The organism is Parabacteroides sp. TM07-1AC, assembly GCF_003480915.1.
Lineage (GTDB): Bacteria > Bacteroidota > Bacteroidia > Bacteroidales > Tannerellaceae > Parabacteroides > Parabacteroides chongii.
Map to the genome: position 1 here is coordinate 48,885 of NZ_QUKD01000003.1, position 17,209 is coordinate 66,093.

Annotated in this window: 14 protein-coding genes; 5 read left to right on the plus strand and 9 right to left on the minus strand. The window is 44.0% G+C overall.

The genetic code is table 11. The annotated features are described in order from the left end of the window. The first annotated feature begins 41 nt into the window (after positions 1-41). From DXD68_RS08005 to DXD68_RS08030, 5 genes are all read left to right on the plus strand, one after another. Complete coding sequence (locus DXD68_RS08005) at positions 42-428, plus strand: thioesterase family protein (protein ID WP_122361138.1); 387 nt, start codon at positions 42-44, stop codon at positions 426-428. 90 nt (positions 429-518) lie between these two features. After that, the gene (gene eno, locus DXD68_RS08010) at positions 519-1,799 is read left to right on the plus strand and encodes a phosphopyruvate hydratase (RefSeq protein ID WP_122351766.1); all 1,281 of its coding nucleotides are present in this window, start codon (positions 519-521) and stop codon (positions 1,797-1,799) included. A 195-nt stretch (positions 1,800-1,994) separates the two neighbouring features. Continuing rightward, the gene (locus DXD68_RS08015; RefSeq protein WP_082212058.1) at positions 1,995-2,324 is read left to right on the plus strand and encodes a DUF6686 family protein; all 330 of its coding nucleotides are present in this window, start codon (positions 1,995-1,997) and stop codon (positions 2,322-2,324) included. 108 nt (positions 2,325-2,432) lie between these two features. Next, the gene (locus DXD68_RS08020) at positions 2,433-2,783 is read left to right on the plus strand and encodes a hypothetical protein (RefSeq protein WP_122361139.1); all 351 of its coding nucleotides are present in this window, start codon (positions 2,433-2,435) and stop codon (positions 2,781-2,783) included. Positions 2,784-2,999: 216 nt separating this feature from the next. Continuing rightward, a complete protein-coding gene (locus DXD68_RS08030) occupies positions 3,000-5,309 on the plus strand; it encodes a TonB-dependent receptor (RefSeq protein WP_122361141.1) in 2,310 nt (769 codons plus the stop codon). Positions 5,310-5,465: 156 nt separating this feature from the next. On the opposite strand, the gene DXD68_RS08035 is transcribed toward DXD68_RS08030, so the two are convergent. From DXD68_RS08035 to DXD68_RS24655, 9 genes are all read right to left on the minus strand, one after another. Further along, positions 5,466-5,831: a DUF2023 family protein gene (locus tag DXD68_RS08035; RefSeq protein ID WP_075559068.1), complete on the minus strand. Its 366-nt coding sequence runs from the start codon at positions 5,829-5,831 to the stop codon at positions 5,466-5,468. A gap of 43 nt (positions 5,832-5,874) precedes the next feature. Next, positions 5,875-6,384 (minus strand): flavodoxin FldA, encoded by a 510-nt coding sequence (gene fldA, locus DXD68_RS08040; RefSeq protein ID WP_122361142.1) that lies wholly within the window; start codon positions 6,382-6,384, stop codon positions 5,875-5,877. A 99-nt stretch (positions 6,385-6,483) separates the two neighbouring features. Then, positions 6,484-8,763 (minus strand): RelA/SpoT family protein, encoded by a 2,280-nt coding sequence (locus DXD68_RS08045; RefSeq protein ID WP_122361143.1) that lies wholly within the window; start codon positions 8,761-8,763, stop codon positions 6,484-6,486. A gap of 95 nt (positions 8,764-8,858) precedes the next feature. Further along, on the minus strand, positions 8,859-10,385 hold the full coding sequence (locus DXD68_RS08050; RefSeq protein WP_122361144.1) for a lytic transglycosylase domain-containing protein: 1,527 nt from the start codon (positions 10,383-10,385) through the stop codon (positions 8,859-8,861). A gap of 6 nt (positions 10,386-10,391) precedes the next feature. Further along, on the minus strand, positions 10,392-11,069 hold the full coding sequence (locus DXD68_RS08055; RefSeq protein ID WP_317127510.1) for a DUF5683 domain-containing protein: 678 nt from the start codon (positions 11,067-11,069) through the stop codon (positions 10,392-10,394). A gap of 60 nt (positions 11,070-11,129) precedes the next feature. Further along, a complete protein-coding gene (locus DXD68_RS08060; protein ID WP_122361445.1) occupies positions 11,130-12,014 on the minus strand; it encodes a ParB/RepB/Spo0J family partition protein in 885 nt (294 codons plus the stop codon). A gap of 89 nt (positions 12,015-12,103) precedes the next feature. Further along, positions 12,104-12,868 carry a ParA family protein gene (locus DXD68_RS08065; protein WP_122361146.1) on the minus strand — a complete coding sequence of 255 codons (765 nt, stop codon included), beginning with the start codon at positions 12,866-12,868 and terminating at the stop codon, positions 12,104-12,106. Positions 12,869-13,278: 410 nt separating this feature from the next. Further along, positions 13,279-16,446, minus strand: a complete 3,168-nt coding sequence (locus DXD68_RS08070) for a DUF6383 domain-containing protein (protein ID WP_122361147.1) — start codon at positions 16,444-16,446, stop codon at positions 13,279-13,281. 41 nt (positions 16,447-16,487) lie between these two features. After that, a complete protein-coding gene (locus tag DXD68_RS24655; protein ID WP_255419279.1) occupies positions 16,488-16,619 on the minus strand; it encodes a hypothetical protein in 132 nt (43 codons plus the stop codon). Positions 16,620-17,209: the final 590 nt, after the last annotated feature.

A 17,209-nucleotide genomic window follows, 5' to 3' on the forward strand; every position in this document is an offset into this window, starting at 1 on the left:
TTTCCTGTACTTTTGCGACACAATTCGAGAACTCAATAAATATGCTGGAAAAAGGATTACAACACACAAGCAGTACCGTAGTCAGTGCCGCTAACTCAGCCCGTACCATGGGATCGGGCGACCTGGATGTATTCGCCACACCGTCGATGGTGGCTTTAATGGAAAACGCAGCCATGCTGGCTGTTGCCTCCGAACTGTCGGAAGGCTCGACAACCGTAGGTGCACAGATGAACACCTCACATATCAAACCGTCCCCGCTGGGAGAAACAATTTCCGCCACGGCAACCTTACAGGAAGCGGATGGCCGTAAACTCACTTTCAGCGTTGTGGCACAAGACTCCAAAGGGACGATCGGCGAAGGAACGCATATCCGTTTCATCGTAGACAAAAAGAAGTTCCTCTCCAGGATCTACCCTACCAACAAATAGGTATTTCACGGGCACAGAATGCCCATTTATGGTGATTTCACGTTCTCCGATCTCTTTCTATATTTGTTCCGTCTTAAAAATGAACAAACAATGAAAATAGAAAAGATTACAGGACGTGAAATCCTCGACTCAAGAGGTAACCCTACCGTAGAAGTAGATGTATTATTGGAATCAGGTGTAACAGGCAGAGCTTCTGTCCCCTCCGGCGCATCGACCGGCGAACACGAAGCACTGGAACTGCGCGACGGTGACAAGAAACGCTATTGCGGTAAAGGTGTACTGAAAGCTGTTGAAAACGTAAACAAGATAATCGCTCCTGCCCTGAAAGGCATGTCAGCATTGGATCAGGTAGGTATCGACCAGGCCATGCTCGAACTGGACGGAACGAAGACCAAATCAAACCTCGGTGCAAACGCCATCCTCGGTGTTTCCCTTGCAGTTGCCAAGGCTGCTGCCAACTATCTGGATATTCCTTTATATAGATATATCGGCGGGACAAACACATACGTGATGCCGGTTCCGATGATGAACATCATCAACGGCGGTTCACACAGTGACGCTCCGATCGCTTTCCAGGAATTTATGATCCGCCCGGTAGGTGCTCCTTCATTCAAGGAAGGTCTGCGTATGGGTGCCGAAGTATTCCACGCATTGAAGAAAGTACTGCATGACCGTGGCCTGAGCACTGCCGTAGGTGACGAAGGTGGTTTCGCTCCTGCTCTGGAAGGAACGGAAGATGCTTTGAACTCGATCCTTGCCGCTATCAAGGCTGCCGGATACGAACCAGGCAAAGACATCATGATCGGTATGGACTGCGCTTCTTCTGAGTTCTACAAAGACGGTATCTACGACTATACGAAGTTCGAAGGTGACAAAGGCGTAAAACGTACTTCCGACGAACAGGTAGACTACCTGGAAAAACTGATCAACGAATACCCGATCGACTCTATCGAAGACGGTATGAACGAAAACGACTGGGAAGGCTGGAAGAAGCTGACCGACCGTATCGGTAACCGTTGCCAGCTGGTGGGTGACGACTTGTTCGTTACAAACGTCGACTTCCTGTCGAAAGGTATTCAGGAAGGTTGTGCCAACTCGATCCTGATCAAAGTAAACCAAATCGGTTCATTGACTGAAACACTGAATGCTATCGAGATGGCTCACCGTCATGGCTACACGACCGTCACTTCTCACCGCTCCGGCGAAACAGAAGATGCAACGATCGCCGACATCGCCGTTGCTACCAACAGCGGACAGATCAAGACCGGTTCACTGAGCCGTTCAGACCGTATGGCTAAATACAACCAGTTGCTCCGTATCGAAGAAGAATTGGGCAACAAAGCGGTATACGGCTACAAAAGATTGAAATAATCTCACAAAACAAATCATAATCGCTAATTTGCAAGCTAAAAGCTAATTTTTAGATAAAAGCTTCCCCGTGAGGAGAGGCTTTTACCTTTTTATAGGTAATGGAAGCCTTCAATTTACCCTCTTATGGCGATTGCACATATTCCAGAGAATAATGACCTTTGACAACAGTAAAACAGAACATCTCATTTATCCATTATGACAATAATAAATAAGACATTCAACGGTCAGCTCTCCTTCTGCAAGTGTTGTAACACTTATAGCCTGGAGTTCGGTAACTTCTTCTTTTGCTTTACGGAAGCAGGCTTCCAGGGTTTCCGCAAGTACATAAACAGCATCGACGGTGACCTGTCGGAACAACGTAACCAACATTTCGCCTCCAACCGCAAGATATGTATCAAAGTACAATCCGAAAGCATTTACTTTTGCCTCAACAAAATGGAATTGGAAGAACTGAAAGAACTTCTCTCCGCCAAAAGAAACGGAAAGAAGTCCCCTTATCTGGCACAGAACTATTCGTTGAATTGAAGTCTCCTTTCAAACAAAAGCATAGTACCCATCAATAGGTATTTAATATAGATTTAATATCCCACCTATCTGACAATACAATAAAATGCCCTATATTTGCAAAAGGTGATGGAGAAGTATAGGAAATATTTGCGAATTGCACTCCCGGCATTATTCATTGCATATCTGGGATGTTTGATAGCCTTTACCCACGTTCATATCGTGAATGGGGTAACGATCGTCCATTCGCACCCTTACCACAAGACAGACGACGGACGTCCGGACCATGAACATGGTTATGCGGAGTTCCAGTTACTTCATCAACTATCGACTATTCAGATTAGCGGTGCTGCATTTGTCTCTTTATTGCTTGCCGCTTTCCTTACTGCATTATTCAGATTATCCTGCAATCCGGTCTACCCGGATTATCTGGTTCCCATACAAGGAGAACCGTCTCTTCGCGCCCCTCCTGTAGCCTGATAAATATGCACCCATGCTATTTGCCAACTTTTTTCATCACGTTGGCAAAGTTGTGCCACGCCTATGGCAAAGTTATGCCATGCCTGTGACAGAGTTGTGCCATGCCTTTGGCAGAACTATGCCATGCTTGTGGCAAATTCTTCAATTGGGAAGAAGAATCCCGGAAAGTACCGGGCATTCAATTATTGTATTACCTATTTATCAGATTAAATCAATATGAATAAGATTATAACACTTATACTATGCCTTTGCTGTACCCTTACGGTTGCATGGGCCACAGAAGAAGAGAAAATGAACGTATCGGATGCAAACGTATTCGGGCATGTATTGGATAAAGAAACCGGTGAGCATCTGCCATTTATCACCGTTATACTAAAAGGAACAACCATCGGAACGACAACCGACAACTCCGGTCATTATTTCCTGAAGAACCTGCCGGAAGGGAAGTTCACCCTCGAATTTAAATATCTCGGTTACAAGACTGTCACCCGGGATGTGAAACTGGAGAAAGGGAAAACACAGGAAGTCAATGTAGAGATGGAAGAAGATCGCATCGCCCTGGACGGTGTAGTCGTTTCGGCTAACCGAAGTGAGACATCGCGCCGCCTGGCTCCTACGCTGGTAAATGTGATCGACTCGAAAGTCTTTAATACGACCAGTGCGGTTAACCTGGCGCAAGGACTGAACTTCCAACCGGGTGTACGTGTAGAGACGAATTGTCAGAATTGCGGTTTCCAGCAGGTACGTATCAATGGGTTGGACGGACCTTATACGCAGATACTGATCGACTCGCGCCCCATATTCAGTGCACTTTCGGGTGTTTACGGGCTGGAACAGATTCCGGCAAATATGATCGACCGTGTGGAAGTGATGCGTGGAGGAGGTTCGGCATTGTTCGGTTCTTCTGCCATTGCTGGGACGATCAATATCATTACCAAGGAGCCGCTGCGCAACTCGGGCGAACTGACACATACCCTGTCTTCTATCGAGGGAAGTTCTTCCTTTGATAATAATACGACGCTGAATGCTTCATTGGTAACAGAAAACGGGAAAGCCGGCATGTATATCTTCGGACAGAACCGCCACCGTTCGGGTTACGACTATGATAATGATGGATATACCGAACTACCCAAGCTGAAAAATCAGACGGTAGGTTTCCGCTCCTATCTGAAAACAAGCACGTACAGCAAGCTGACGTTCGAATATCATCACATGAACGAATACCGTCGTGGCGGTAACCTGTTGGATCGCCCCCCTCATGAAGCGGATATTGCCGAACAGTTGGAGCACTCCATCGACGGCGGTGGATTGAAGTTCGATCTTTTCTCATCCGATTACAAACATAAACTCAGCGTCTTCACCTCGGCTCAGAACACCGACCGTGACAGCTATTACGGTACCGGACAAGACCCGAATGCGTACGGTAAGACAACCGACCTGACCTTTATGGCCGGTACACAATATTCGTACAGCTTCGACCAGTTCCTCTTTATGCCGTCAGACCTGACCGCCGGACTGGAATACAACTACGACCATCTGAAAGACGAAATGATCGGTTATAACCGCTACACCAACCAAAAGGTCCATATCGAAAGCCTTTTCCTGCAGAACGAATGGAAAAACAAACGGTGGAGCTTCTTGGTCGGAGCGCGTATGGACAAGCACAACATGATAGACAATGTGGTATTCAGTCCCCGTGCCAACGTTCGTTTCAACCCGACAGAGGATATCAATATACGCGCCAGCTACTCCAGTGGCTTCCGTGCTCCGCAGGCTTTCGACGAAGACATGCATATCTCTGCCGTCGGCGGTGAGATAGCAATGATACGACGGGCGAAAGACCTGAAAGAAGAGAAATCGCAGAGCCTCAGCACATCGGTCGACTTTTATCATCGTTTTAAGAACGGTATCCAGGTCAACTTCCTGGTGGAAGGTTTTTATACAAGTCTAAACGATGTATTTGTACTGGAAGAAATCGGGAAAGACGAGCAGGGCAATATCATCAAAGAACGCCGTAACGGTTCGGGAGCAAAAGTGATGGGACTGACCCTGGAAGGGAAAAGCGTCCTTTCTTCCTGGTTATCTTTACAGGCAGGAGCCACCTTGCAGCGCAGCCGTTATAACGAACCGGAGAAATGGAGTGAAAACGAGAACGTGCCGACTGAAAAGAAGATGTTCCGTACACCCAATACATACGGTTACTTTACCGCGACACTCACTCCGTTGAAACATTTCACAGCGTCCTTGTCCGGAACTTACACCGGCAGCATGTTGGTGCAGCATCTGGCGGGTTATATCCCTATGGATAAGGCAGTCAATACACCGGACTTCTTCGACATGAACATCAAACTGGCGTATGACTTCCATATCTACAAAGATATCACCCTGGAAGTAAATGCCGGCGTACAGAACATCTTCGAAGCCTACCAGTCCGACTTCGACCAGGGTCCGAACCGTGACTCTGCCTACATCTACGGACCGGCAACGCCGAGAAGCTATTTCGCCGGTATCAAGATATCTTACTAAGATACTTTTTACGACAAAGGGTCTTTGCCTTACCACGCAAAGACCCTTTGCACGTTCAGGCAACGACCTCTTACGTGGTAAGAAAAACCCCGCTATCCAGACAGGATAACGGGGAAAATAAACAACTTTAGGGAAAACTTTAAACAACCATATCGATCAGGCAGACGTTAGCCGCTGCTTTTTCCTTGTGCAGAAACGTTCGCATTGCATACAGATATCATACCCAAGCAAAGCTCCAAGAATAAAATCCTCCTCCGGCGTAAGTAAGTTCAACGGACGGGTCACCAATAAACGAATAGCTTCTATGCATTCAGGCCTTCCAAAATAAATATTGACACTTCTCTCTCCTGCATCCTGCTTTACATAACAAATCTGTTGACTTTCCAAGCGGTCCGTAACGACTTGCTCATACGATTTATTGATCGTACATAAAACCATACTCCGTATCCCTTTCTTATATTCATAGATATGATTAAGAAAGACTTTCACTTCTCCGGGTATCCTGTTCCTGGTTGTTACCATCTTACCTGCTGATATTATCTTAAAAACTACAATTCGAAAATGCTTATTCCAGACCTTCCTGTTTTAACGTTTCGATCCACTGGTCGATACGCGGGTTGGTCTGATCGTCTTCATTCAATTCATCCAAAGGAAGTCCGATGAATTTACCGTCAACAACAGCCGTCGAGTCATCATACGAATAGCCATCTGTCGGTACTGATCCGATAAACGTACATCCTGTACCCTGAAGATCCGTATAGATTGTTCCGATCGCGTCACAGAACGTGTCGCTGAAAGAGGAAGAGTCGCCGCAACCGAAAATAGCAACGAGCTTACCGGATAAATCCAGCTTCTTTACTTTGGCAAGAAAATCGTACCAGTCATCCTGCAAATCGCCTGCTCCCCAGGTTGAGCTACCCAAAATCAATGCTTCATAATTACCCAGATCCGAAGGAGAAGCCTTCGCCACATCATACAGGTTAGAAGCATCCACACCTAACTTGGTTGCTATACGTTTTGCAATATCCTCTGTCGTTCCGGTTGACGAACCGTAAAAAATACCTATTGTCTTCATCTGTTTTATAATTTAATTGATGAAGACAAAGGTCAGATATCCCGGTTACAAAGGCAATACCTATAAATATGTATTTTGCAGGCTGAAAATACCTACTGACTAATCGGCAACACGTCCTACCGACTTAATATTCTTGATTTTGGAGAGTGTCACGCACATCTTCTGAATGTCTTCCACATCATGCACTTTCATCTTGATCCGGCCTTCGAACACACCGTCTTTCGCTTCGATCAACAGGCGCATAATGTTCACATTGAAATCATCGGCAATCGTCTTGGTGATCGTATTCAACACTCCGATCGAGTCGATACCTTTCACTTCCAGCGTAGCTTCGAAAGAGGCATTCTTATGACTGCTCCACTCGGTATTCAGGATACGTTCGCCGAAACTACTCTTCAAACGCATGGCAATCGGGCAGGAACGTTTATGAACCACCACATTTCCATCGTCGTTGATAAAACCTAACGCATCATCGCCCGGAATCGGTTTACAGCATTCGGCAATCACATAATTGCGTTCGAATGCTTCTTCACGAAGGATATAAGGTTTCGATTTATCATATTTTGTCTTAGGCTTCTCTTCCGTCTTCTCCTCTACCGTTTTTTTAGAGCCGACACCTAACGCTTGTTTTACGTATTTAAACAAGAGGTTATCCGTCTTTTCTTTCAGCAGCTTCTTGATATTCTCAGGAAGTACCACATCTCCTTTTTCCACGGCATAATAGAACTCTTCACGCTTGGAGAAACCGAAATACATACATAGCTTATCCAGATTGGACGTACTTGCTTCCATCTCCGAACGTTTGAATGCAGAGATCACTTTCTCTTCTCCCAGCTTAGCCGCATCTTTGCGGGCACGTTTCAATACGGCATCGATCTTGGCTCTCGCCTTTGCCGTCGTGACAAAGTTTAGCCACTCCGCCTGCGGTTCCTGCGAACGGGAAGTCAGGATCTCAACCTGGTCACCACTTGCCAACGGATGACTGAGAGGAACCAGACGATGATTAACCTTTGCTCCGATACATTTATTTCCGATATTGGTGTGCAGGGCATAAGCAAAGTCAAGCGCTGTGGCTCCCTGCGGAAGTGTCTTGATATCTCCTTTCGGAGTAAATACAAATATTTCGGATGTGAACAGATTCAGTTTGATCGTATCCAGGAAGTCGAGTGCATTCGGGTCCGGACTTTCCAGGATTTCCGTAATGGTCTGCAGCCATTTGTCCAGCTCCGTATCTTCTTCTACATTATGTTCCTTATATTTCCAGTGAGCAGCAAACCCTTTCTCGGCAATATCGTCCATACGACGACTGCGGATCTGTATTTCCACCCATTGTCCGTCAGGCCCCATGACGGTAAGATGCAATGCCTGATAACCGTTTGCTTTCGGACGGCTCACCCAGTCGCGGATACGGTCCGGACGGATACGGTAGATATCCGTAATAGCAGAATAGATATCCCAGCACATATTCTTTTCATCCACACCCGGCAGCGGATCGAAGATGATACGGACAGCATACAGGTCATAAATATCTTCAAAAGTAATCCCTTTGCTTTCCATCTTGTTCCAGATGGAATAAGCGGACTTGACACGGGCTTTCATTTCATAATGCAGCCCCATTTCTTTCAGCTTCTCATCGACAGGAACGGCGAAATGTTCGAAAAGCTTATTACGGCTTTCTTCCGTCGCCTTTAGCTTTTGCTCGATGAAATCATATTCATGGGGATGTTCATATTTAAAACTCAGGTCTTCCAGTTCTGTCTTGATCGTGAAAAGGCCCAGACGATGTGCCAGTGGAGCGTAAAGATAAAGGGTTTCACCGGCAATCTTAAATTGTTTGGCGGGAAGCATCGAACCCAGGGTTCGCATATTATGCAGACGGTCGGCAATCTTAATCAGGATCACCCGGATATCGTCACTCATGGTAAGCAACAATTTGCGGAAGTTCTCCGCCTGTGCCGAAGCCTGTTCACCGAAGATACCTCCGGAGATCTTGGTCAGTCCGTCCACAATCTGCGCGATCTTCGGACCGAACATATCGCTGATATCCTGTACGGTGTATTCCGTATCCTCCACCACATCGTGGAGCAATGCCGAACAGATAGAGGTAGAACCCAATCCCATCTCACGGCAAACGATACGTGCCACAGCGATAGGGTGCATGATATAGGGTTCACCGGAACGACGTTTCACGCCCGCATGTGCCTGATTGGCAAAGTTAAACGCTTTCGTTATGCGTTCCACTTTTCTCCGGTGATTCGATTTCAGATAGTCCTCCAGCAACTCGTTAAAACCGTCCTGGATCATCTTTTCATCCGCCAACATAGCCGGTGTCATTTCACCTGCATCCTTTGTGTCTTTTGTGTCTATCGCATCGTTCATGGTTACAGCCTCTTCTTTTTATATATAACGTCTGTACCCACAAATATACAAATATTCATGAAACATCAGCACGGAAGCCAAGAAAATAGCACGTTTTATCCCACAGGAATTTTCAGAACCTGTCCCGGACGAATATTAGCATTCGACAAACCGTTCGCCTTTTGTATCAAAGCAGCCGATACACCGGGATACTTTTTAGAGATCGTATACAACGAATCTCCCGATTTGACCTTATAAGAGACAAAGCCATTACTTTGTTTCTCAACAATTTCAGACGGTGAAGTTCTTTTCGGTACAGTTTTCGATTTCGTAGCGGAAGCGAAAGCCACTCCCCCGTTATCCACGTATAAGGTCAAGCGACGACCGCTAGCCAGTCGATTCGACTTCAAACCGTTCCACTGGCGAACTTCTTTCGGAGTAACCCCGTAGCGATCGGATATCGTATAGATGTTTTCACCGGAAGCCACGCGATGGGTAATCTTTTCACGGTTGGACGATTTACCTTCGTCCGCACCGTTCGGATTATAGGCGAGACAATTTTCCAGCAAATCTTCCGCACGATGCGTATAGATCGTATCTTCTTTATCGATAAAGGCATAGGTCTGATTCACAGGCAGTTTCAATACGCAAGGTGCTGCATTTCCGGGAATAATATCGCGTTTATATTGCGGATTCAAGGCACGCACCTGTTCCAAGTCCATCTGCAAAACCTCTGCCACCTGCTCCAGGTGCAGGGGCTTTGTAACCACAACCGTATCGGTAGCCAACGGCATACTGGTCTGCATCGGACAAATATTGTGATCACAATAAAAGTTCATGATATAATTAGCCGCGATGAACAACGGAACGTACGACCGGGTTTCTTTAGGCAGATAAGGGAATATCTCCCAAAAATCCGTCTTCCCTCCCGAACGGCGGATCGCTTTATTTACATTCCCCGGACCGCAGTTATAAGAAGCCAGCACAAGATTCCAGTCCCCATAGATGGCATACATATCTTTAAAATAACGGCAGGCTGCATGCGTAGCCTTTACCGGATCACGACGTTCGTCGACAAGGCTGTTGATCTCCAAACCGTAAATCTTTCCTGTCGGAAGCATGAACTGCCACAAGCCGCAGGCTCCTACACGGGACAGCGCAACAGGGTTCAACGCACTTTCCACCACAGCCAGATATTTCAGTTCGATAGGCAGGTCGTGTTCGTCGAGCACCTGCTCGATAATCGGGAAATAAAAATCCGCCATACCCAGCATATAGCGTACGAGGTTACGGCGGCGGTCGGCATATAAATCGATACAATCGCGTACTACCTTATTATAAGGTAAAGAAATAACACGCGGCAAGCTTTCCAGACGTTCCCGGTAGACGGAGTCAGGAAACCACACATTCGCTGCGTCATCATGACAATATTCATCCCGCTTGGAGAAGTATTGCACATGCCAGGAACGAAGCAGACTGTCCACATCTGCATCCAGACTTTCGGGTATCAGCCCCACATCGACAGACAGAGAGTCGGCAGAGAGGTCCGAATACCGAGGTTCTTCATTTTCAGTTATTGTTTCCTGTGCACCGGCAACAGTAACGAAACAGCAGAAACAGAGTAATGATAATAAATATTTCATGTGTTATTAGAATTTTATACTGCAATTCAGGCCATATATACGCTCACTGAAACTGGTCTTAGGCATCACCATCGGCTCCAGCCGCATACTCAGGTCGGGCGATATATCAAAGTCGAACAACTGAGCATCCACATAAGCATCGATCATGCAGATCGCATAAACGCCCGCCGTGATAATGATACTCAAATCCCTGTAACGACGGAAATAATCCTTACGGCGCTTGATGTTATCCTGCCACCGTGTGTCTGTAATGAACTTTTCGGGTTCATATCCATTCTTCTTGGCAATATCCTGCCAGGAATTACTCCATTTATCAGGATTATCCGGGTTATTCTTCACATCATACATCAAATCAAAATAAGCCGTCGAATAATCCTTATAGTTCTTATTGTTCCAGGTTATCGCATAGATACATCCCATAAAACCGCCGTAAACAATAGGCAGTTTCCAGTATGCCCTGTTATAGATCTGTCCCAGACCCGGCAAAATAGCCGAAAAGATAACCGCCTTTGTCGGATTAGGTTTGAACGGCTTCATATCGACAGCCTTCACCTTGACCTGGCTGGCAGAGTCGGCGGACTGAAGTACAGCCTGTACCGTAGAATCCGGCGATTCGACAATAACCGTATCGGCATCCAGTATAACACCTTGTGCTTTCGTATACAAGGAGATACCTGCCAGCATCACCAGTAAGCACAGTATCCTGCTTATTTTTAATTTCATCCTCACGAATCTACCGTCCACTTATTTCAATTTATCCAACAGACCGATCAGTCTTTCCAATTCTTCTTCCGAGGTAAAAGGGATTGTGATGCGTCCTTTTCCCTTCTCGTTGCATGCCAGTTGTACCTTCGTATTAAAGAACCGTGACAAATGGTCTTTCAGCAGATTGAACTCTTCGGGAAGCATCTGCTTGCGTCCGGCTGTTTTCTCCTTCTTCTCTGGAGTAACCGCCTCGGCTCCGTTGCGTACGATCTCTTCCACATTACGTACGGAAAGACCGTCTGATAATATCTGTTCATACAATGCCAGCTGCACTTCCGGATCTTCCACCGGCAGCAAGGCACGTGCATGTCCCATATCTATTTTCTTATCTTTCAACCCCATCTGTATCTCAGCCGGCAACTTCAGCAGACGCAGGTAATTGGCGATAGTCGCCCGTTTCTTTCCTACCCGTTCGCTGAGTTTCTCCTGGGTCAGACCGTAACTATCTATCAGCTTCTGATAAGCCAGTGCAATTTCTATCGAGTTAAGGTCTTCGCGCTGTATATTCTCGATCAGCGCCATTTCGACTACATTCTCGTCGGCGGCTGTCTTGATGTAGGCAGGGATTTGTTCCAGTCCAGCCATCAGGGAGGCGCGGTAACGACGTTCACCGGAGATGATCATGTACTTTTCCGTACCGATCTCTTTCAGGGTTATCGGTTGAATAACACCCAGTGAACGGATAGAAGTCGCCAGTTCCTCCAAAGCCTCTTCCTCAAATATAGAACGGGGTTGATCCGGATTGGGTTGGATCTTACTCAGTTCTATCTCGCTGATAGAAGACGAACCACCCGTCTTCAGGTCGTCCATCGTGATTAAAGCATCCAGTCCGCGGCCAAGTGCCGATCTTTTCATTACTGCCATAATATTAATTGACAATTGATAATTAACAATTGACAATTGATAAGGAGCATTGAATTGTCCATTGTCAATTGTCAATTGTCAATTTATTATTATTTGTTTTTATCTATCAATTCTTGTGCTAACTGCATATGATTAAGCGCTCCTTTCGATTCGGCATCGTAAAGAATTACGGGTTTGCCATAACTGGAGGCTTCGCTCAGCTTCACATTACGCTGAATAACGGTTGTAAAAACGAGATCGCGGAACGGACGTTTCACCTCTTCATATATCTGGTTAGCCAGGCGAAGACGCGAATCGTACATCGTCAGCAGGAATCCCTCAATTTCCAAAGCCGGATTCAGCTTCGACTTAATAATCTTTATCGTATTCAACAGTTTACTGATACCTTCCAGCGCAAAATACTCGCATTGAACGGGGATGATGACTGAATCGGCTGCAGTAAGGGCATTCACAGTGATCAGCCCCAGAGAGGGAGAACAGTCAATCAGGATAAAATCGTACATATCCTTCAGGGGGACGAGAATCTGTTTCAGGATTTGTTCCCTGTTCTCCATGTTCAGCATTTCAATCTCCGCGCCCACCAGGTCGATGTGCGACGGGATAATATTCAGCCCTTCCACCTCGGTAGGGATAATGGCTCCTTTCGAATCGTCTCCATTCACCAGGCATTCATAGATGGACAGTTCGACATTGCGAATATCCACGCCCAGTCCTGAAGAGGCATTTGCCTGCGGATCCGCATCAACAACAAGCACTTTCTTTTCGAGTGCAGCGAGGGATGCAGCCAGATTAATCGTGGTCGTCGTCTTACCAACCCCACCTTTCTGATTTGCTAAAGCGATAATCTTTCCCATACTTCGTCTATTAATTCAGCGGCAAAACTAAACATTAAAAACCTAACGAAATCAGGTTTAAGCAAAACAATGCTCGTTTTGTTGAAAAGTCGCCCTAACTGTTGATAACTTGCAAATATAAACAGAATATTTAATAACTTGTTCCAAATGAGGAATATGCATATACTTTTTTGGAAATGATAACTAAGTTTTAAAAAAACGAAGCCCGTCCGGTATATTCCGGACGGGCTTGTTTTTTATCTGTTTTCTTCCTTCGCAGGAATACTTGACAGAAGAACTTTATTTTATTACTTAATATGTATCACTCCACTTGTTCCGCCATCACGGCTTACTGAATGGCTCTCCCGAAGGAGAACCATTGCGCGGGTGATAAATTTTTGATTATAAATTTCTTTTATAAATAGTCGTTATTACTTAACGATTGCTTTTACTGCAGCTTCACCTTCAACAGCTACTACTACGATACCTGCCGGAACAGCGATTGTAGCTTCGCTAGAAGTGATTACAGTGTTAGCAACTGTCTGACCAAGTACATTGCTGATAGCAACTGTCTTACCTTCAGCTCCCTTGATAACAACAGCACCGTTAGTAGCGACTACAGAGATAGAAGATACTTCAGGAGCTTCTTCGTTAGCTGTCGGGTTACCTTCGAAACCTTCTTCGATTCTAAACAAGTCACCCTTATTATAACCATCTTCTACAACTACAGTACCATTGATCCATTTCAAGTAACCTTCGTTATTAGAAGCGACCTTAGAATCATCTTTTACAGCTTGTTCAGGATTATAAGCTTTCCACATATTCTGAATTTTGAATGTACCTTCAGCAGCATCTTCATAACGGAATGCAAACTTAGCTACATTGAAATCAGGAGTACCCAGTTCTACTTTTACAGTATCATCATTTGTGAACAAGAACAATGTATCCTTGATGTGCATACCCGGTACGAATGACAACTTAGCACGTTGTTCACCAGCTTCATTTGTATTTACATACGGATTTGTATGTAAGTGAGTTGCGCCATAGATATTAGCAGTATCAATCAAGTTCACCAAGAAACGACCTTTTACAACCGGAGTCTTTTCTGCATGAGGACATACACCATGTTCTTTAATCCATTCAGGATCGTTGTGTTTTGGATCATCCGGACAATAAGTCTTAACGCTGTTATCTACATTTACAGCCAACAGATACTGCCAGCAAGTATTATTTTCACGATTTACATAAGCAGTATCTACAAAGATAGCCGGATTCAATTTGAACTGAGGATCATAAACATTATCAATGTTCAAGAAACTCAAAGTGTCGTTTTCAACAATAGACTTGCTATCTCCCTTTTCGTAAAGAGCTTGATTTGCATTTTCATCACGATACAATTTAATAGTATCACCCCAAGCCAAAACATCACCATTTACCAAGTGATATTCAGGATCATCAGAAGGCTGTACCAACATCAAAGAGTTGTTATCCTTTGCGTACATAGCCATTTCTTCCCAAGAACCATTTTCCAAGCTATTGCCTAAGAACAGCTTGTCTCCAGCAAGAGTGAAAACAGATTTGCCTGTTGATACATTCACATAACCATTATCAGTTACATATGTATTTGCTCCACCTAACGTTACATAGTTGTAAGTATTACCCGGTTTCTTCTTCAAAGCAAACTTCTGAGCAGCACCGTTATCGGCAGCTTCATTATTATCCTTGTCACAGATATAATATTCCAGATTTGTGTATTTGTAGTTCTTAACAAACTCATTGTTTTCACGATTTTGGAATGTATACGGAAGGATAGCCAATGTACTCTTTACTTCTTCTACATCTTTAGCTGCTGCATTCCATTTGTGCAATGTGCTAACGATCAATACAGAGTCAATCTGGTTCTTGTAAGCTTTATCACCGCCTTTTACCTTGAATGCCAAATTCCACTTAGTTGCAGCATCTTTATTTACAGTAGCACCGATCTGGTGAGACATGCTATGGTTTTCAGCCCAATAAGCAGGAATATCCTGATCTGCATTCTGACGAGACTGAGCCAAATAGTAAGAAGTGTTACGCAACACGTTTTCATTTTCTACCATATAACCGTCAGTCATAGTAACCGTTGTCACCGGAGTGATGGTGATCAATTCTTCCGCTTTCAAATTAGTGGCTGAAGTTACAGCAACTTCATAAACACCTGTTTTATTAGTACCACGCAATTCAGAAAGAGTAACTTCTACGCTCGGATTTTCACGGTTAGTCAACTTAATAGTTGCACCTCTGTTTTCAGTAGTCACAGCCCAATGAGTTGCAGGGTCTTCTGCTACGAAGCTTTTAGCTTTAGCAAAGTCTTCTTTTGTTCCGTCTTCTGAAATTGTCAGAACACCGTCAATTTTGTATGTATTAGAAGCACCTTCTTCACCGTTGGCTACATAGTTTACTTTTACAAACTGACCAGTCAAGAACTGAGTCAAATCAACAGTATTTGAACTACCTAAAGAGGTAACAGCCCAGTTAGCACTAGCTACTGTACCATTCACATCAAAAGCAGTCAGACGACCTTCATTATTTGTATTATTGATATACAATCTTTTAGGAGCAGTTGCATCAATATTTACCTGAACAGCTTTAGAACCGTTATCAGCAGCGTAAATCGTAAAACGATAAGGATCATAATTCGCAGCTACTCCACTTTCAACAGCTTTTATAACATCAGCTTCTGATGCTAATTTGAAAGCTCCTGGCTTATCAGAATCCTTATTTGTTTCAGCATCCCAATAGATGTATTTACCATCTTTATTCTTCAACATATAAGGATTAGCATCACCTGCATTCATTACGTGCATAGCACCTGCATCATACTTCATTGCTGTCAATTTACCAGCAAATGCGTCCGCTCCAGTAACAGTCACACCATCTTTTGCAGAAGAAATAGTCAGTTCAAAACCATTTTTCAACTCTTTATTCAAAACACCACCATCTGTTGCAGTTGTTGCAAATGCAGTTTCTGCCGATGCAAATAACGCAGCCTTTGTAACATCATCCACAACAGTAATACTAGTACCAGAACTAAAGCCTCCAGTCATGTTAATATATACTGGTGTTGTTGCATCATACCAAGCTCTCAACACGAAAAAGCTAGAAGATTTTCCCTTAAAAGTAACAGGTACAATATCAAATTTTGAATAACCTGCCAAATTCAAAACTAAACCAGCTTTCGTTTCAAGTTGCTTGTTAGTGTAATTAAAGTAAAAAGCGTTAGAAGGTACTGAACTTACTGCCCCACCCTTGTAGTCAGCCAAATGAATACCATTGCCATCAAACATAAGAAAAGAGCTTGCCGAAGCTGGAGTCCAAGTATTTGCCCCTGTACTAGAAAACACAAGTAAACGGGAATTGTCTTTAAATCCTGACAACACTAAATCTTTTACAGCATCATCTGCAACAGGAGCCTCTGTATTAATGTCTAATACAGTTGCTGTAGCTCTGGTTTCGATTGCAGTAGGCACTGCTAATGTTGAAGCCGCCGTTCCTGCATAAGCACTAAAAGCTGAAGCAAATAACAAGCTGGCTACCAAAGTAGAAAACTTTTTGTTCATAATTCTAAAATTTAATATTAATACTAAAGTGTAATAAGTTCTTATTCAATACGATCGCTATCAAAAATACCTTCTAATCCTATGACTAATTTTATCGATCGTTTTTTCTCGTCAACAAAAGTAAGCATTTGTTTCATTTCGGCAATTCTTTTTCCATTATTTTTTTCAATCATATGTGCTTTCTTATCAACTGAATAGCATAGCTTGTATGAATTTATAGCTTTAAGGGACGAACCTTCAAAATCATGACGAGAAAAAACGATCCTTTTAGCTAGTCATTCACTTTCTCTTCTTTTAATCATTTTGCGCATTTTATCCGATAGTATATTTACATATATTAATGTACATACACGCGTACATTAATATAATATTACCTATATACCCTTTGATTTTCCAAACGAACATAGAACCTCCCTATGATGCTTCCATCCAAACAACCCCAAGAAAATATAGCCTTACCACAATATTTTTATAAAAAACAGCGTCATCACCCCAAAAACAGTCCTATAACCATTGTCTATCAAGTTCCACACTGGTGACGCCACGCTTAAAAACGGTGTCACCCATCCACCTCCTATAAAGCAAGAATCCACCTAAGGACACCTAATATCTTAATACCCTATAATTATACCCCAAACACCGCTGATTTATTTATGAAAGGTATACCTTACATTTATGTATACTATACATTACAAATACAAAATCTATGCCTTACATATTCGTAAATAAAATATCACATATATAATATTGCAGTGTTTATTGC